Raw genomic sequence first — 17,700 nt, forward strand, 5'->3', positions numbered from 1 at the left:
ATGCCTACTGAATTTCGGGCGCGCGATTTTACGGCAATGGGCGACGCGGTCAAGGCACGGGCAACAGCGTCGCGGCATTGGGTGATGAACTCGCCGAGGACATCTTCATGAACCAGGGCGTAGTCTGGTGCAACGCAGGTCTGGCCAGCGTCATCTTGCGTCTTCCAGGCCGTTGTAATGCGCAGACGTTTCAACCCATCTTCGATACTGGCGAGCGCGACAGGCCATGAAGAGCTGTTGCTGGATCAGCGCGCGCAACGGCGAAACGCTCGGATCGGGCTTTTTAGCCCGGCTGAGTTTGCGCAGTTGAAACTTCACTACTGCCATGTTCGCCAAGGATGCGATGGCCTTGTTTTTCCAGGTGATCGGCGGCAATTGAGGGGCGTTGTCCTTGCCCTGCAACCAGTCACGAGGCAAGTGCGGATCGATGGCTAACGCCGTTCCGATACCCACCATGTCCACACCGCTCTGCACGACGCTTTCGGCCACCGGGCGCCGACGTATACCGCCAGTGACCATCACCGGCATTTTGGCAACGGTTTGGAGATCACGGGCGAACTCGACGAAATACGCTTCGCGAGCCAGGGTGCGACCATCGCGCGCGTCACCCTGCATGGCGGGTACTTCGTAGCTGCCTCCCGATAACTCCACCATGTCTACGCCCAGGTCGTTGAGCCACTCAACGACCTTTTTCGCGTCTTCGGTGGTGAACCCTCCGCGCTGGAAATCGGCGGAGTTGAGTTTGACCGCCACTGCAAAATCCACAGAAACCACGGCCCTGACCGCCTTGACGATTTCGAGCAACAGGCGCGCCCGGTTTTCCAGAGAGCCACCCCACTCGTCCGTCCTTTGGTTGGTCAGCGGCGAAAGGAACTGGCTCAACAAATAGCCGTGGGCAGCGTGGATCTCCACACCTGTGAATCCGGCTTGTTCGCCCAGGCGTGCGGTGTTCGCAAAGCGCTGAATAACCTCTTCGATCACGCCGAGTGGCATCGCGTGAGGCGTGGCAAAACGCTTGGACAATTTGCCCAGTTCCAGCGGCACGGCTGACGGTGCCCAGGTTTTTTGCCCAAGATTGGACTGCATCTGCCGCCCTGGGTGGTTAATCTGCAACCAGAACTGCGCACCACCGGATCGACCAATACGCGCCCAGCGCTTGAACTTGTCCAGTTGCTGATCGTCCTGTAATACCACGCCACCCGGCCCGGTCATGGCGCGGCCGTCGACCATCACATTGCCAGTGATAATCAGGCCGGCACCACCGTCGGCCCACGCTTGATAGAGACGCATGAGTGCTTCGGAAGGCGCCTGGTCGGCATCCGCCATGTTCTCTTCCATGGCGGCTTTGGCGATACGGTTCTTGACGGTCGAACCGTTGGGAAGCATCAGGGTGTCGAACACATTCATGGAGCAGTCCTCAACTGGATATGAGGCCACCTTAAGTTTGAAGTCAACTTTAAGGTCAATACCTTTTTCAAGATCAGTCGATTTCCAATACGCCGGCACCTGGCAAGTGCGTCACCCGATGGGCGTCCAACAACCGAGTGGGGAGTGTTCAGTCGAAGTCTTGGCCGTACCGGGTGAAAAGCTCGAGCGCGAATCAAACCCAGCGCCAAATGCATCGGACATTATTTGCAGCAAGGGGATTGACCTTAAAGCGAGGTTTAAGGTGAGCATGCACTGGCCTGCTTGAGTGATGGAGCTCGGATGATGCTCAAGACCTTTGTTTCTTATGCGTTGGTACTGATAGGTAGCGCTTTCATGACATTTGCAAATGCTGGCACCGCCGCTTCCACAACGACTGCCAAGAATCGCCAGATTCTGGTGATCATGACCAATCACGCCAGATATCCCTCACGCACCGATTCCACGGGGTTGTGGCTTACTGAGCTGACGCATTTCACCGATGTGGTGGAGGCGGCTGGCTACAGCACAGTTTTTGCCAGTCCCAAAGGCGGTGCGGTGCCACTGGACGAGCGCAGTCTCGGTTGGCTGTACATGGACAAAGCCGCGCGTGAGCATTTGCAGTCCCCGGCCTTTCGCGCCCGCTTGCAGAACACGCTGCCGATCGCCGATATCGATCCGTCCCAGTTCGGCGTCATCTACTTCACCGGGGGCCATGGCGTGATGTGGGACTTCCCCAATAATCCCGACCTGCGACGTGTCGCCGAAACCATCTACAACCAGGGTGGCATCGTCTCGGCCGTCTGCCATGGCGTAGCGGGCCTGCTGGATCTGAAGGATGAAAAGGGCCAGTTGATCATCAAGGGCAAGAACATCACCGGCTTCTCTGATCGCGAAGAACTGTTCTCCGGCATGAAAAGCCAGGTGCCCTTCTTCCTTGAGGACAAGTTGGTGAGTCAGGGGGCTCGGTACCGCAAAGGCTGGCTGCCCTTCACGTCATTTGCCATCACGGATGGAAGGCTTGTCACCGGCCAAAACCCTCAATCACCCAAAGCCGTAGCTGAAGCGGTGATGGCGGTGCTCTCTGGCGACAACGTAGCTCGCTGAACCCTCAAGTTGTTCCCACCCGCGGAGAAAGACCGATTGAAACTTGCAAGCACCGCATTAACAGGATTGCTGTTCAGCTCAATTGCCAACCAAGGGTTGGCGGGGACGCCTGAAATGCTCACGTCGACTGAAACCAACACAATCGAAATCGCAGGCCACCCGGTGCCGGTCGTCAAAGGCGGCCTGTACGACCGTTATCGCTCGAACCCGCCCTTGTCGGTGATTGCAGCAGAGCTGCCGGGTGTTGATTTGAGCTGGTTCAAAGGACTGGAAAAGCACAAGGTCGACATCGGCTTCGAGTCATACTCCCCGAACTTTTACTACCAGAACAGTCGGGTAACGGCTGTCTACACGGCCGACTTGGACGCACTTCGGGCATTGATGCCGCCGGAAGTACTAGCAACCGCATCTCCCCTGCAAGTCTGGCCAGGCCGTGGCTTGGTTGCGTTTACTGCATACACCTATGAGCATTGTGATAACGACGCCTATAACGAAGTGGCGGTGTCGATCATTACCAACACGCCAGGCAAAGCCAATCTGGGTCCGTTCACACTGATTGGCCAGTCGATGTCCGGCGACTTCTGGGGCTATGTGCTCAAGCTGCCGGTCAATACCGAGCTTGCACGGGTGCGTGGTGTCGTCGGTTACAACCTGCCTAAATGGCTGACTGGTATCGACCGCAAAGAAGATGCCCAGTCTGTGGTCTATGACATCACCGACAGCCAGACCGGAAAAGTCGATGTGTCCTTCAAAGCGAAGAAACTCGACAAGCTCTCACGCGAAGTCGATATCGTCACCAGCAGCTTCACCAATCTCGATCATCAGGGCCACTTGGCATACGGTTATGCGGTTTCCCGCCAACTCCGTCACGGCTCGAGCCGCGACGCAGATTCAGCCACCCTCACACTAGGCGACGGCAGTCTGTCGAATTACCTCCGCACCCTGAAGCTTGGGAAAATGATGAAGTACGAATACGTGCCAGAGTTCCAGAGTGCGCTCTATGCACCCAAACCGCTCGCCGGCCTGATTGGCGAGCGTTGAGACCTTTTGCGCCTGTCAGGCCCCGGAAGCCTGGCGGGTGTTTTTTCTTGTGGAAGACGTTACCGCACGCTTGCCGGACGCTTGGCCAACCCCTTCTTCACGCAAACGATTTATCAGCATTTGCGCATTGTCCGCGCACGCCATGCCTTCGGGCTTACCCTCGATGCCTTCGATGACGAGCAGAAGTTGCGCTTTGTTTTGTGCTAGCCGTTCCTCCAGCGCACTGATTTCCTCAACCTTTTGCTTGAGCCCAGTGAGCAACTCGTCGTGCCGCCAGCCACTGGCGTTCATCGGCATCAGTTGCCGGATCTCCTCAAGAGAAAAACCCGCCGCCTGTGCGCTGGTTATCAGTTGCAGAACCCATTCGGTATCAGCCGCATAGTCCCGGTATCCATTGGCCTTGCGCTCGACGGAGCTGATCAGGCCACTGGCCTCATAGAATCGAATGCGTGACGGAGCCAGTCCACTGATTTTTGCCAGTTCACCTATTCTCATACCTCACCCTGAAAAACCTATTGACCTTAAAGTTGACTTTAAACCTGAAGTCATCGGGCGGCCAAGCACAACGTGTGACTTGGTCGCCACGGAAATTCATGGGGTAAGCGGAGGCCGCTCAGCGCGGACGATTGGGGTCTGGGATGGACACTGCATGGGTAACCGCCCGCCTGGGTCGGGTCTGACAGGACGACAGACCTCAATAATCGGTATATCCCTTTTCTCCGGGTGTATAAAAGGTCGAACTGTCAGGTTCTACCAAGTGCTGTCCCGACGCTAGCTTGGCGACCAGGTCCGGGTTCGAAATGAACGGACGACCGAAAGCCACCAGGTCGCCACGCTGCGCGTCGAGGTCCGCATTGGCGCGGGCGACATCATAGCCACCGGAGAGTATGTACTGGCCGGTGAAAGCGGCGCGGATCGCGGATTTCAATTCGGGGCTGACTTCGGGCGCCCCCATGGCGCTGTGATCGACGATGTGGATATAGAGCAGGCCAAGCGCATTCAATGCCTCAATCAGGCCCAGGTACATTGCGTCCATATCGGCATCCGGTAGTTGGCCGTTGAAAACCCCATACGGCGAGATACGCATGCCAACCCGTTCCGCGCCAATGGCGTCGACCGTTGCCTTGGCAACTTCGACCGCGAAGCGGATGCGGTTTTCTACCGGGCCTCCCCAGCGATCATTGCGCTGGTTGGATGCGGTATTGAGGAATTGGTCAATCAGATAGCCATTGGCTGCATGCAATTCGACGCCATCGAAACCCGCTTGTATCGCCAGTTTGGCCGAAGCTGCGTATTCGCTGATGCTCTGGGCGATGTCCGCCTCGCTCATGGCGTGTGGGACAGGATGCGGCTGCATGCCCTCGCTGTCGGTCCACATCTCGCCGGGAGCGGCAATCGCCGAAGGTGCCAGGACGCGGGCGCCTGCCGGCAGGTTCGCGGGGTGGCTGACCCGCCCGGTGTGCATCAACTGCACAAAAATCCTGCCGCCGGCTTGGTGAACGCCATCGGTCACGCGTCGCCAGTTTTGCACGTGCTCTTCGTTGAACAGGCCAGGGATACGTGGGTAACCCAGGCCATTGGGTGATGGAGAGGTGCCTTCGGTGATGATCAGTCCGGCATCCGCCCGAAGGCGGTAGTACTCTGCCATCAGTTCATTGGGCTGGTTGCCGATCGCGCGGCTGCGGGTCAGCGGCGCCATAACAATGCGGTTCTTCAGTGTGAGGTTGCCGAGCTGCGCAGGGGTGAACAAGCGGTCGTTCATGGAAGTCTCCTGGGTGGCGGATTCGATCATTCGTACACAATCACGCGTTCAGTGGGCGCTGATATCGTTCAGCCGCGTGGGTTTGTCGAATGTCAGACATCAGCCCTTGACGCGCACCTTCCAGCGCATCCCAGCGCTCGGCAACATGAAGTGGCGGGATGGTTACCAACTCGCGACGGTCGAAACCGACAAGTGCAGCATCGACCAGCTCACCGACCTCCATCACCTCCGGGAGTGTGTTGACGTCAATGCCGGCACGCGCCCAGATCTCGGTGCGGGTCGCTGCCGGCAGCACCGCTTGCACGTAGACGCCCTTGGGTGACAGCTCCTGACTCAGCCCCTGTGACAGAAACAGCACGAAGGCTTTGGTAGCGCCGTAGATGGACATGCCGAACTCGGGCGCAAAACCCACCACTGACCCCACGTTGACGATCGCACCAGTGCCCGACTGCGCGAGGCGCGGCGCGATTGCAGCAGCGAGCCGCGTCAGCGCGGTGGTGTTGAGCGTGACAAGGCGCTCAATAGCTTCAGCGGACTGGTCGAGGAAACCACCCGATTGGGCCATACCCGCGTTGTTGATCAACACGCCGATATTGGCGTCGTCGCGCAGTCTACTTTCAAGCACGGACAGGTCTGCCGAGCTGGTCAGGTCGGCTGGCAGCACCTCAACGGCCACATGGCTTTCCTCGCGCAAGCGTAATGCAAGCGCCTCCATGCGCGATGTGTCGCGCGCCACAAGGATGAGATCGTGGCCACGACGGGCGAAACGCTCGGCGTAGGTGGCGCCAATGCCGCTGGAGGCGCCAGTAATGAGTACGGTCGGACGGGTGGTCATGGAAGTTACCTTTATGTCGATGGTTGTGTGAGAAATACGGCGGCAGTCACATCTTGATTACGACCTTGCCCTTGGAGCGCCCTTGAGCAAGGTACTCAAGCGCACCCTTTGCGTCCTCGAACGGAAATACCCGGTCGATCACCGGCTGAATTTGCTGGGCATCCAAAAGCTTGCCGATTTCGGCGAGTTGGGCACCGTCGGGCTGCACGAAAAGAAACGAGTATTGGACATTCCGCCTCTTTGCCAGGCGCATGATCTTGCGGCTCATCAGGCCGAACACGAAGGTCAGGAGGAGGTTCAGGCGTTTGGCCCGGGCGAACGCAGCATCCAGTGGGCCAATGAGCGAGACAATCTGGCTTCCGGGTCTGAGGATGGACAAGGATTTTTCAATCGCATCCCCCCTTACGGTTCCGAGCACCGCGTCGTAGTCGCGCAGCACGGTCTCGAAATCCTGCGTCTTGTAGTCCACAACCTCGTCCGCCCCCAGAGCGCGCACCAGGTCAACGTTGCCTGTACTGGTGGTGGTGCCCACCTTTGCACCGAGGTGTTTGGCCAACTGGATTGCGAACGTACCGATACCGCCCGACCCGGCAGGAATGAACACCTTCTGCCCGGCCTGAAGCTTGAGGCGCTCTTTCAGCGCTTGCCATGAGGTGAGGCCGACCATCGGGATCGACGCCGCCTGCTCGAAGCTCAGATTGGCCGGTTTCAGCGCGGCGGCGCTTTCCGGCACAACCGCGAATTGCGCAATCGCCCCTGTGCCAAGATCGAAGATGCTGGCGAAGACAGCATCGCCTGGCTTGAAGCGGGTCACATTGCTACCTACCTCGGTCACGATGCCGGCCAGATCGCTGCCCAGGGTGGCTGGCAGCTGGAAATGCAATACAGGCTTGAACATCCCCGTTGGAATCATGTTGTCGATCGGGTTCAGGCCGGCAGCGTGAACTTGCACCAGTAATTCGTCAGCCTTTGGCGTGGGGCGGGGAACGTCGGCCAACCCGATGTCGGGTGACTTGCCGTAGCGCTTGAAGGTCAGTGCTTGCATGGTTCGGCTATTCATCATTGGTTTTTGCGGGTGGATGGCTCGTCATCGAGGTGTTACTATCGATTTGATACAGACAATACTACCCTTTCGCAGGCAGGTCACTATCAAAATAGTATGGACGTGAAAAATAGTTGCGATAACCCGTGCCCAATCGCCCGCAGCCTGGCAGTTGCCGGTGATGCCTGGAGCATATTGATCCTGCGTGATGCCCATGCCGGCCTTTCTCGCTTTGACCAATTCAGGAAAAGCCTGGGTATTGCACCGACAATGCTGACCCGCCGGCTGGCGACACTGACGGAGGAAGGATTACTGGAGAAGCGGCGCTACTCCGAGCACCCGCCTAGGGAGGAGTACCTGCTGACCGCTGCGGGTCGCGATTTTCTGCCTGTTCTGTTCATGATTGGTGCATGGGGCCGGCAATACCGAGGCGGTGGTAAGCTGACGCGCTTCTTCGATGCGCAAACAGGCACAGAAATCAAAGCTGTCGCCGTGGACGAGATTACGGGGGCAAAGATCGGCACGCGCCCCCTGTGCATTGTCACACCTGAGGAAAGTTGACACGACCTCTGCAGCCTTGGTCAGCGGCCGGTGAGGTGCTGCGCAGTGATCAGGGTGCTGCTGGATCAAGCGTCAACATGTGCCGAGGACAGGGCTTCGAGCAGAACCCGCTCCAAGGTGTCAAAAAAGCATTTGATGTGAGCTTGCTTCAAGGCCTGAGGCCGGGTCACCAAATAGATCTCCATATCTGGAAGCTGGAGATGCGGGAACAGCTGGACCAAATCGGTAGCCGCGATACGGGGCAGCACAGCCACCCCCATCCCTCGCCTCACCGACTGGAGCTGCACGGCGAACGAGTTCACGCTGATCTGCGCGCGGTCCAGACCCGCGGCCTTTGCCGCTCGCATTTGCGGCAAGATATCCAGCGGGGGAAGCAAGGAAATACTGACCGCCGTGGAAAGCGTCACGCCTGGAAATTGCTTCAGATAACCCGGGGCAGCAAAGATGCCGTAGGCGAGCCGGCCAATGGGTCGATAAATCAGTGACGGTTCCCCCAGATGGGCGGTGCGCACAGCAACATCTGCCACGCCGCGGGCGATCTTGTGAAACTCGGCTGCCACCGTTAGCTCCACGGAGCAACGCGGGTGCAGGGATGTAAAGCGCCTTATCGCCTCCAGAACGTAATCCGAGAACCCCTCCCCTGCACTGACCAACACACTGCCGGACAGCTCGGTAGGCTGCTGCGATGTGTCAGAAAGGGTTTGCCGCCTCAAGCCTGATTCTGCAGCGATAGCAACTTCCACCAGGGATTGCCCCCGGGACGTCAGCCGGCACCCTTCAACGCCGCGCTCGACAAGTGGCTCGCCCACTGCAACCTCAAGTTGGGTCAGGCGGCGTGACAAGGTAGAAGCTGCGATACCGAGCAATTGTCCCGCCTGAAGAAAGCTGCCACGTCGCGAAACGGCCAGCAGAAGGCGAAGATCATCCCAATTTGCGTGCGATGTCATACTGTCAGTCATTCCTGGCTTTGCGAATATGCAAAGCCATTATGCAGTGATTGCTGTTTTTCGAAAGCATCCTCAAAGGTATATCTATAGCCCTTCGATACGAATGGACCGGACTTTATGACTATCACCCCCAACGCCTGTGCGCAGCACGCCTCTGGCGCTTTCAATCGACCAGATCCAGAGGCGTTGCTTGCAGTGGTTGGCAACGATTGCATCCACCTCGATACCATGGGTCTTGTCGTCATGGACAAGGCCTTTTTCGACAGCGCCGTGTTGCTGCCGTTAACCGAACAGCGAGCGTGTTGAGCCATGCGCAGCGTATTTGTGACCGGAGCAACCGGCTTGCTGGGCAACAACCTGGTGCGTGAATTGGTCGCTTGCGGCTACACGGTCAAAGGCCTGGTCCGCTCAAAAGCCAAAGGTGAACAGCAGTTCAACAATCTGCCGGGGGTGGAACTGGTCGTTGGGGACATGGCCAAGGTCGACGCATTCGCAGCGTCGCTGCAAGGCTGCGATACGGTATTTCACACAGCCGCGTTCTTCCGCGATAGCTACAAGGGCGGCAGCCACTGGAACGAACTCGAACAGATAAACGTGTCGGGTACGCGGCGCCTGCTTGAGCAGGCCTACGGGGCCGGCATACGTCGGTTCATCCATACGTCTTCCATTGCTGTGCTCAACGGCGCACCTGGCACGTCCATCGAGGAGAACTGCCTGAGGGCTGACGCCGACGCCGATGACTACTACCGCAGCAAGATCCTCGCTGACCGTGTCGTGTTGTCGTTCCTTGAGAGCCACCCCCAGATGCATGCCTGTATGGTCCTGCCTGGCTGGATGTGGGGGCCTGGCGACATTGGCCCAACCTCGTCGGGGCAATTGGTCAACGATGTGGTACAGGGCAATTTGCCCGGGTTGATCCCTGGCAGTTTTTCCATTGTCGATGCCCGCGATGTGGCATTGGCACAAATTGCCGCAGCCAGACATGGGCGCCGAGGTGAGCGCTATCTCGCGGCGGGTCGACATATGACAATGCGCGAACTGATGCCTGTTTTAGGACGCATGGCGGGCGTCAAGACACCAGCCCGACAAATACCGCTGCCCTTTCTATACACCTTGGCGGCTGTGCAGGAGATCTACGCGCGCCTGACCGGCAGACCCATTCTGCTGAGCATGGCCACGTTGCGTCTACTGGTTCGAGAGCAGGACCGCACCCGTTTCGACCACCGCAAGAGTGAACAGGAGCTTGGGCTGAGTTTCCGGGCACTCGAGCTGACAATCGCCGACACCGTGGCGTGGTACCGTGATCACGGCTGGTTTGAAAAAGGCAGCCGACTGTGAGCGGGGAAATAATCCTGATGCGCCACGGCCAGCCAAAACGAGTCACAGCCATTGTTCGGTCACGGTTTCATGAACCGGATGATCTCCAAACAACTGATGGCAGACGGATGGAAACGCCAAACGCGTAGCGGCAGCCAGTATTGGAGTGCGACGGTCTATCGATATGCGGGTGTTGAAGCGTGAATCGCCCGGATTCCGAAGACACATCTCGGCGACAGTGATTGCCCTGTAAGTCGGTGGCAAATGCACACGCCTTGATGGACAATCCGGCGCCTCATGTAGTTATCGCCAAGGAACGGACATGGCACTGACCAGCAAGATTACCCCCTACGATCCCACATGGCCCGCCCGTTTCCTGACAGACAAGCCACTCATTGCCTCGGCATTCGACGCTGAACTGATTGCTATCCACCACGTTGGAAGCACGTCTGTCCCAGGGCTGGCGGCGAAGCCCGAACTGGATGTGCTCATTGAGGTTCACGCGCATCGCAATACCTCGACGCGGGACGAGGTGTTGATGGCTTTGGGGTATGTACGGGGAAGTGATCTGTCAGAGGGCCATCATTTCTACCGGCGCAATGTGGATGGGATTCGCACGCACAAGCTCCATGTTTGTACCCGCGACCACCTGACGATCACTCAGATGCTGGGGTTCAGAGATTTGCTCAGGCGCGATGCCTCGATCCGCCAACAGTATGAAACGCTGAAGCTTCAGTTGGAGTCGAGCAATACGGGTGGGATGGCTGAGTATCTAGAGAAAAAGGCTCCTTTCATTATCGCGGCGCTGCTTCATGCCGGTATAACCACGCGTGAATGATCGGTTTTTCTGGCACACCCTTTCGTCCCGACAGTAGCGACGAAGTCACCACTTCGATTGCGGCCAGCTTGGCCGGCCGCCGGCACCGCCTGGAACAAAGCCCCTCACATCAAGGAAGGACTTTCATGATCACTTGCCATCAAGGCTTGAAGCGGGCGTTTCCGGCGGGTAATTACTGATAGATAAAGCTCAGGAGACTATTCACTTATCAACTGGATAACCGTCTTGCCCCTGCCGCGACCTTCGGCGACCTGTCGGAATGCGTCGTTGACCTCATCCAATGCAAACTGTTGCGGGTCCACCCGGATCGCCAGTTGCCCGGCATTGGCCAGAACGGCAGCCTCGCGCAGGATACTTCCATGGTGTTCGCGTCCCTTGCCGGTTAGCAGCGGTGCCAGGGTAAATACGCCCGAGTAGGTGGCACTTTTGAAGGATAAAGGCGCGAGACTGTGCTGGCCCCAACCGAGGCAGCTGAGTACGTGCCCGGTATAAGGCTTTACTGCCTTGAATGACGCGTCCAACGTGCTGCCGCCGACGGTGTCATAAACGATGTCGAAACCTTCCCCGGCCGTAAATTGTTCGACATAGGCCTCTACACCCTGCGCCTGATAGTCAATTGCCGTGGCCCCCAGCGAGCGAATGAAGTCTAGACTGCCCGCGGAACCGGTGGCGTAGACTTCGGCACCGCGAGCCTTGGCCAATTGCACCGCAACTTGGCCGACGCCACCTGCGCCGCCATGAATCAGCACACGCTGACCACTACGAACATTGGCGTGATCTACCAAACCTTCCCAGGCGGTGATGAATACCAACGGCAGCGCGGCAGCCTCACGCATGCCGAGTGCATGCGGCTTAGATGCAATCAGCCTGGCATCCACGGCGATGTATTCGGCCAGGGTGCCTTGGGCGCCGCCGATTCCGCCGGCCATGCCGAAGACCTCCTGGCCAGGCGTGAAGCCATCAACTGCCTCGCCCAGTTCGACGACCGTACCGGCGAGATCCAGGCCGAGCACGGCCGGCAACTCCTGGCGGGCGTGAGCACCCGCACCGATTGCAATCTTGGTGTCGAGCGGGTTGACCCCGGCGGCGTGAATCCGCACCAATACCTGTCCCTTACCGGGCACAGGGCGGGCGATGTGGCGCACGACCAGCGGGGTCTGGGCGGATTCGGCGATAGCGGCAAACATGGTCTGATTCATGACGGGAACCTCTGAATGAGTGGACGCTTACAGGTTGCACCGTCTTCCTCATTCCGATAAGAAACTAAATTTGGATATTACTTATTCCCCAAAGAGGCCCAATAGCGATGGACCTGTTCGACAGCATGCGCATCTTCGTGCGCGTCGTGGAGCGCGGCTCGTTTTCCGCAGTAGCTCGGGAGCTGAACATGGGGCAGCCGGCAGTCAGCAAGCAGGTCCGTGCGTTGGAGCAGTACCTGGGCGGAGCCGTGTTCGCCCGCAGCACCCGGCACCTCGCCCTCACCGATCAAGGGCAACGCTTCTACAGCCACTGCCAGGAGATTCTCAGCCAGCTAGAGCATGCCACGCGCAGCTTCGCCAGCGGCCAGGAGCAGATCGCCGGCCCCCTGCGAATAGCCGCACCGGTCAGCTATGGGAGGCTGTGCATAGCGCCCCTGATCGGGGCTTTTCTACAGCGCCACCCCGATGTGCAGATTGACCTGCGCCTGAACGATTACAACGAAGACCTGCTCATGGAAAACATCGACCTGGCCATCCGCATTGGTGTGGTGAAGAGCGAGGGGCTGGTGGCCGTGCCCCTGGGCACCAGCACACGGCGAGTCTATGCTGCACCGGCCTATCTCGATCGCCATGGCCAGCCACGCGAGCCCGCCGAACTGGCAGGCCACAACTGCATCGCCTTCACCTTGCTTGAGCATTACGACCGCTGGCACTTCACCCGTCGTGGCGAAGCACTTGAGGTTGCAATCAAAGGCAACGTCACCAGCAACAACAGCGAGGCCATTCGTGAGATGGTCCTCGGAGGCCTGGGCATCTCCCTGTCTCCGCAGTGGCTGTTTGCTGCGGACTTCGAGCAGGGTGGCGTGTGTAGCCTGCTCGACGAATACCAGACGACCGCGCTGCCGGTCAGCGCCGTGTTCAGCCGTGAGCGGCGCCGCTCGGCAAGGACGATGGCGTTCATCGATTTTCTTCGGGAGAACGTGTAGGCCACCCCGATGAGGCGCAGGACCTTGCTCATTCCCTGGCGTGCAAGTCGGTCGACCAGGCGTCACACCGTTCCCTGCTGCAGCCATTGTTTCGGGCTCGCACCCACCTTGCGGCGAAAGGTTCGGGCTAGCGCAGAAGGACTTTCGTAGCCGACCTCATCGGCGATCAGGGCAATGGGGCGCCCTTCGCGAAGGCGTTTTTGCGTCAAACTGATGCGCCAGTTCGCCAGGTAGTCCGCAGGCGTAATACCCACGATCTCGCGAAAGTGCGAAGCGAAGCTTGCCCGCGACATGCCCGAAAGATTCGCCAGTTCCGCCACGGACCAATTGCGCTGCGGCTCATCGTGGATCCCCACAAGCGCGCGAGACAGCTGAGCGTTGGCCAGACCCGCCATCATTCCCGAGGCGATGCTGCGGCTGGCGATGAGGTGGCGAAGCAGCTGAATGATCATCAGCTCGAACAAGCGATTGAGAATGACATCACGACCACACTCATCTCCAAAGGCTTCTTCGAACAGCCAGTCAAGGGTGCCATCAAGGCCTTGCAATTCGCCGAGGGGCTTGATGATGAAGTCCGGCAAAGCCAGGGTCAGCGGATTGTTGGCGCCGCCATCGAATTGCAGGGTGGCGCACACTAACTCCGCTTCATCGGCGTCGGTGGCAAGCAAGTGATGCTCCTGCGGGCGCACCGCCAGAATCAGGGTGGGTTCGGTCAACTCGATACGCTGCCCACGCTTGTCCTTGAAGGCCAGACGCCCCGAGCGCAACAGATGGGCGTGCCCGACACTGTGTTGCCCAAGGTGGGTCGTTCCACAGAACCCACCCTGGTGAAACGCACTAGCGTGCAGGTTGAAGTGCTTAAGTAGTGTCGACAGTCGGTCCATAGCGCACTCAGGTTTAGACGATCTGTTGCATAACTTCGACGATCTGAAGCCGAAAGAAAAGTCTGCCTCTCTAGTATGGACCCCAAGCTTGATAGACAAGCCGGTTACTCAACCTATTGGAGAACGACCATGACTCGTATTACCGCTCTCTCGCTGGACCAGGCGCCTACTGGCTCGCGCGCAGCTCTCGAAGGCATTCAAAAAGGTCTCGGCTTCATTCCCAACGCATTCAGGACCCTGGCGCACGCTCCGGTCGCACTCAATGGTTACCTGGGCCTCGCCCAAGCGTTGGGTAAAAGCTCACTGAGCGCCGCCGAGCGTGAAGTCGTTGCCCTCGCCACCTCGGAAATCAACGGGTGCGACTACTGCCTGGCCGCACACACCTTCTTCGGCGGCAAGGCGGGTTTGAACGATGAGGCCGTAAGCCAAGCCCGAGCCGGCACACTCAGCGCCGTTGCCGCACTGGCGCAGCAGATCACGGCAAGGCGCGGCCAGTTGAGTGACGAGCAGATCGCTGCCGCGCGTGAGGCAGGTCTTACTGATAGCAAGATCGTGGAGGTGGTGGCACAGGTCACGCTGTTAACCCTGACCAACTACCTGAACAACATCGCCGCTACCGATATCGACTTTCCGCCATCGGCAAACTAGGAGAGTAACCGCCATGAGCCCTGTGACTATCTATACCACCCCTCACTGCCCATACTGCCTGAGCGCCAAGCGACTGCTGTCGAGCAAGGGCATCACCCCTGACGAAATCAACGTTGAAACGTCACCCCTGCACCTGGCGGAAATGATGCAGCGATCCCAGCGCCGAACTGTCCCACAGATATTTGTTGGCAAGGTGCATGTCGGCGGCTTCGATGACTTGGCCCGTCTTGACCGCAAGGGCCAGCTCGAGGCATTGCTTCACGCTTGAAGCGCAAAGTGCTCCGGCATGTGAGCCCATCCGGAGCACTATTCATGTTCACTCCATGCCCATGCCATACGTACCCACCTGCACAGCCGTTCTATCGCCCGCGCAACAGCACAGCGGCCCTTACCCGCTGCCTGCCGAAACTGCTCATGCGCTGAAATTCGGCATGGCTTACTGGCAGATGCTGGCAGTCCAGGATGCGTTTTTGGCGGCTGTGATCCACATCAGGATCATGCAGGTACACGAATTCGTCATCGCAACCCGTGACCAAGATCCAGTGCGGGGCTTTCAGACGAGTGAAACGGTAGCTGCTAATCAGCACCACCGGCCTGAACCCGTCTTGCAACGCTGACCGCACATCAAGGCCGGGCGCCAGCACCTGATGCACGTCGGTTTCGGCCAACGCTCCGGCAAAGCCGTCCTCGACCAATTGCATTACGTCTTTTTTCTGAGCACTGCGTACTCCATCGAGGAACAGCGATCCAGGCTGGCTGACCACCATGCACACCTCGAACCCGCGGCGCCAGGCCGCCAGTGCAAGCCCCTGCGGACTGCAACCGCCGTGCCCTGCCGTCATGAAGATGGTGGTCGCTTCTCGCCACAGTTGAATTTCCTCGCTGCGGTGCATGGCCCGCCCCCGTTCGACCGCAGCCATGGCCATCAAAAGGCAGGCCGCTCCGCAGGTGAACTCGGTCGTTTGCGCGTAGTACGGCACTTGCCGTGCAGGGGGCGGAGCACTGCGCAGGATACGCTTCTCGAAACGCAGCGCCTGGCTGTGGTCTTCGTAGTAGTTCTCAACCACAGCGAAGCGTTGATAGCCATTGCTTTCGTACAAGCTGATGGCCGCAGGGTTGTCCGCACGCACCTCCAGGCGCAGCCAGGCGCAATTACGCTCAAGCGCACTTGCCTGGGCCTGCTCCAGCAACTGCTGGCCCAACCCATGGCCGCGCCAGGCCGGGCTTACGGCAATTGAATACAGACGGGCAAGTGACGTGCCGCGATGGAACAGCAGCAGCGCGTAGCCCGCCAGATGCCCCTGTTGTTCAGCGACAATAAGGCTGGCATTGGCGCGTCGCACCATCCAGTTGAAATTACGCGGGCTCAGGCGGTCGAGGGTGAAACAGTCCTGCTCCAGGGCAACCAGCGCATCGATATCGGCCACCGATGCAAAGCGAAAATCAAAAGCCATGGCAACACCGTAATGTTTGAGTAACGAACCGGGACAGGTCGGGAAACCCGTGATTTATTGAAGGGGCGTCTTCTTCAACAGGGATCGAATACTCATGTCAGCGGTGCAAGCCAACGTGGCCGAAGTATTGGCCAAAACCGAAGTTTCCACAATAACCCTCTCCGAGGAGCCACCCAGTAAGCGGAGCGCCGGTAACCGCTTGCTGATCGTGGTGGAGCGCAAGGAAGACTGGGCCAGCTACTTTCCCAGCGAGAGCCTGATGCTGGCCCAGGACTACTTTGAACACAGCGACGATGTTGCGAGGCGTACGCAGGTAATCAACCTGTGCCGCAGCTACAAGTATCTGGGGCAAGGCTACTACTGCTCGCTGCTCGCCGAGGCACGGGGCCACAAGGTGTTCCCGTCAGTGCGAACCATCAGCGAGCTTACCCGCAAGGCGCTCTATGGCGTGGGGCTGGATGACCTGGAACGCACGCTGGAGCGAGCCCTGGCCGATCACCCCTATGGCAGCACCGAGGCTTTCACCCTCACCTTGTATTTCGGGCGGACCGCCATTGAACCCCTTCAGGATATCGGTCGACAGCTGTTCGAGTCGTTCCCCTGCCCTGTCTTGCTGGTGGAGTTTCGCAGGCGTGATACCTGGCAGATCGACGGGATCAAGGCCGGCGCGCTGCACAAACTGCGGGATGAGCAGCAGTACTTGTTTGCCAACGCGCTGGATGCCTTCAACCGCCGGACGTGGCGTCAGCCCGCCTCCAAACGCCTGGCCCGGTTCGACCTGGCGATTCTGCATGACCCGGCCGAGGCGCTGCCGCCGTCCAATCCTGAGGCGCTGGAGCAATTCATCGAAAACGGTAAACAGCTGGGCATCGATGTAGAGCTGATCGAAAAGAAGGACTATGCACGCCTGGCCGAATTTGACGCCTTGTTCATTCGGGAGACCACGCGGGTGGACGACCATACCTACCGTTTTGCCAAAAAGGCCGAAAGCGAAGGCCTGGTGGTGATCGACGACCCCTCCTCCATCCTGCGCTGCACCAACAAGGTGTACCTCGCCGATCTGCTCAAACGCCACAACCTCGGCGCACCGGCCACGGAGATCCTGTACAAGGACCGCCCGCAGGAACTCGAACTTGTGGGCCGGCGCCTCGGTTTTCCGCTGGTGTTGAAGATTCCCGACGGCTGCTTCTCGAAAGGCGTGATCAAGGTCGCCGACGCCCAGGCACTGGCCTCGGCAGCACAGGAGTTGTTCGAACACTCGGTACTGCTGCTGGCCCAGGAGTACTGCTACACCGAATACGACTGGCGTATCGGCGTACTCAACGGTGAAGCGCTTTATGCCTGCCAGTACTTCATGTCCAAGGGCCACTGGCAAATCTACAACCACAAGGCCCAGGCCGGCGAAGTCAACGGTCTGTGCCGCGCGGTCCCGGTGGAACAGGCACCGCCCGAAGTCGTAAAGCTGGCCGTCGACACTGCCAGGCTGATCGGGCAAGGGCTGTACGGTGTGGACCTGAAGCAGACCGGCGACCGTGTACTGGTGATCGAAGTCAACGACAACCCCAACCTCGATGCCGGCACCGAAGACGCCGTGCTGGGTAACGCGCTTTACCAGCGAGTGCTGCAGGCTTTCGTGCAGCGGCTTGAACGTAAACACCTCGGCCAGGCCTGGTAA

19 protein-coding genes and 1 pseudogene are annotated in these 17,700 nt (G+C 59.0%); 11 read left to right on the plus strand and 9 right to left on the minus strand.

Features of this window, described 5'->3' with window-relative positions:
• Positions 1-150 precede the first annotated feature (150 nt).
• Positions 151-1,407, minus strand: coding sequence for an NADH:flavin oxidoreductase/NADH oxidase family protein (locus N5D53_RS08740; protein ID WP_064490603.1), 1,257 nt, complete (start codon positions 1,405-1,407; stop codon positions 151-153).
• A gap of 300 nt (positions 1,408-1,707) precedes the next feature.
• Here N5D53_RS08740 and N5D53_RS08745 point away from each other — a divergent pair, with 300 nt between their 5' ends.
• Together N5D53_RS08745 and N5D53_RS08750 are read left to right on the plus strand one after the other, a co-directional pair.
• Entirely contained in the window at positions 1,708-2,511 is an 804-nt protein-coding gene (locus N5D53_RS08745) for a type 1 glutamine amidotransferase domain-containing protein (RefSeq protein ID WP_064490604.1), read from the plus strand.
• Positions 2,512-2,625: 114 nt separating this feature from the next.
• On the plus strand, positions 2,626-3,552 hold the full coding sequence (locus N5D53_RS08750; RefSeq protein ID WP_104887885.1) for an acetoacetate decarboxylase family protein: 927 nt from the start codon (positions 2,626-2,628) through the stop codon (positions 3,550-3,552).
• Positions 3,553-3,567: 15 nt separating this feature from the next.
• Here the strand turns inward: N5D53_RS08750 and N5D53_RS08755 are convergent, their stop codons facing one another.
• From N5D53_RS08755 to N5D53_RS08770, 4 genes are all read right to left on the minus strand, one after another.
• The gene (locus N5D53_RS08755; RefSeq protein ID WP_104887557.1) at positions 3,568-4,047 is read right to left on the minus strand and encodes a MerR family transcriptional regulator; all 480 of its coding nucleotides are present in this window, start codon (positions 4,045-4,047) and stop codon (positions 3,568-3,570) included.
• A gap of 199 nt (positions 4,048-4,246) precedes the next feature.
• On the minus strand, positions 4,247-5,314 hold the full coding sequence (locus N5D53_RS08760; RefSeq protein WP_064490605.1) for an alkene reductase: 1,068 nt from the start codon (positions 5,312-5,314) through the stop codon (positions 4,247-4,249).
• 40 nt (positions 5,315-5,354) lie between these two features.
• Complete coding sequence (locus N5D53_RS08765) at positions 5,355-6,149, minus strand: SDR family oxidoreductase (protein WP_020190215.1); 795 nt, start codon at positions 6,147-6,149, stop codon at positions 5,355-5,357.
• Between the two features lie 46 nt (positions 6,150-6,195).
• A complete protein-coding gene (locus N5D53_RS08770; protein WP_198747044.1) occupies positions 6,196-7,194 on the minus strand; it encodes an NADP-dependent oxidoreductase in 999 nt (332 codons plus the stop codon).
• Positions 7,195-7,308: 114 nt separating this feature from the next.
• On the opposite strand from N5D53_RS08770, the gene N5D53_RS08775 reads away from it, so the two are divergent.
• Positions 7,309-7,752, plus strand: a complete 444-nt coding sequence (locus N5D53_RS08775; RefSeq protein ID WP_347881664.1) for a helix-turn-helix domain-containing protein — start codon at positions 7,309-7,311, stop codon at positions 7,750-7,752.
• A 65-nt stretch (positions 7,753-7,817) separates the two neighbouring features.
• On the opposite strand, the gene N5D53_RS08780 is transcribed toward N5D53_RS08775, so the two are convergent.
• Positions 7,818-8,699, minus strand: a complete 882-nt coding sequence (locus N5D53_RS08780; protein WP_279840192.1) for a LysR family transcriptional regulator — start codon at positions 8,697-8,699, stop codon at positions 7,818-7,820.
• 117 nt (positions 8,700-8,816) lie between these two features.
• On the opposite strand from N5D53_RS08780, the gene N5D53_RS08785 reads away from it, so the two are divergent.
• The 4 genes and pseudogenes from N5D53_RS08785 (at position 8,817) to N5D53_RS08800 (ending at position 10,854) form a co-directional block, all read left to right on the plus strand.
• The gene (locus N5D53_RS08785) at positions 8,817-9,005 is read left to right on the plus strand and encodes a hypothetical protein (protein ID WP_129932425.1); all 189 of its coding nucleotides are present in this window, start codon (positions 8,817-8,819) and stop codon (positions 9,003-9,005) included.
• Between the two features lie 3 nt (positions 9,006-9,008).
• Positions 9,009-10,037, plus strand: coding sequence for an SDR family oxidoreductase (locus N5D53_RS08790; protein WP_279840193.1), 1,029 nt, complete (start codon positions 9,009-9,011; stop codon positions 10,035-10,037).
• A 51-nt stretch (positions 10,038-10,088) separates the two neighbouring features.
• Positions 10,089-10,220, plus strand: a pseudogene (locus N5D53_RS08795) (histidine phosphatase family protein); the annotation flags it as partial.
• Between the two features lie 118 nt (positions 10,221-10,338).
• Positions 10,339-10,854 (plus strand): GrpB family protein, encoded by a 516-nt coding sequence (locus N5D53_RS08800; RefSeq protein WP_019438508.1) that lies wholly within the window; start codon positions 10,339-10,341, stop codon positions 10,852-10,854.
• A gap of 197 nt (positions 10,855-11,051) precedes the next feature.
• Here N5D53_RS08800 and N5D53_RS08805 read toward each other — a convergent pair whose 3' ends face one another.
• Entirely contained in the window at positions 11,052-12,053 is a 1,002-nt protein-coding gene (locus tag N5D53_RS08805; protein WP_190869307.1) for a zinc-dependent alcohol dehydrogenase family protein, read from the minus strand.
• 107 nt (positions 12,054-12,160) lie between these two features.
• Between N5D53_RS08805 and N5D53_RS08810 the strand changes: the two genes are divergently transcribed.
• Positions 12,161-13,039: a LysR family transcriptional regulator gene (locus N5D53_RS08810; protein WP_190869308.1), complete on the plus strand. Its 879-nt coding sequence runs from the start codon at positions 12,161-12,163 to the stop codon at positions 13,037-13,039.
• Between the two features lie 62 nt (positions 13,040-13,101).
• Here N5D53_RS08810 and N5D53_RS08815 read toward each other — a convergent pair whose 3' ends face one another.
• Positions 13,102-13,923 (minus strand): AraC family transcriptional regulator, encoded by an 822-nt coding sequence (locus tag N5D53_RS08815; RefSeq protein ID WP_003248200.1) that lies wholly within the window; start codon positions 13,921-13,923, stop codon positions 13,102-13,104.
• Positions 13,924-14,052: 129 nt separating this feature from the next.
• On the opposite strand from N5D53_RS08815, the gene N5D53_RS08820 reads away from it, so the two are divergent.
• Together N5D53_RS08820 and grxC are read left to right on the plus strand one after the other, a co-directional pair.
• Positions 14,053-14,571, plus strand: coding sequence for a peroxidase-related enzyme (locus N5D53_RS08820; protein ID WP_064490612.1), 519 nt, complete (start codon positions 14,053-14,055; stop codon positions 14,569-14,571).
• 13 nt (positions 14,572-14,584) lie between these two features.
• Entirely contained in the window at positions 14,585-14,839 is a 255-nt protein-coding gene (gene grxC, locus N5D53_RS08825) for a glutaredoxin 3 (protein ID WP_010953858.1), read from the plus strand.
• A gap of 91 nt (positions 14,840-14,930) precedes the next feature.
• On the opposite strand, the gene N5D53_RS08830 is transcribed toward grxC, so the two are convergent.
• Positions 14,931-16,025, minus strand: coding sequence for a GNAT family N-acetyltransferase/peptidase C39 family protein (locus tag N5D53_RS08830; protein WP_064490613.1), 1,095 nt, complete (start codon positions 16,023-16,025; stop codon positions 14,931-14,933).
• Positions 16,026-16,119: 94 nt separating this feature from the next.
• Between N5D53_RS08830 and N5D53_RS08835 the strand changes: the two genes are divergently transcribed.
• Positions 16,120-17,700, plus strand: a complete 1,581-nt coding sequence (locus N5D53_RS08835; protein ID WP_020190206.1) for a RimK family alpha-L-glutamate ligase — start codon at positions 16,120-16,122, stop codon at positions 17,698-17,700.

The sequence above is a fragment of the Pseudomonas sp. GD03862 genome (genome assembly GCF_029840855.1).
GTDB classification, from domain to species: domain Bacteria; phylum Pseudomonadota; class Gammaproteobacteria; order Pseudomonadales; family Pseudomonadaceae; genus Aquipseudomonas; species Aquipseudomonas alloputida.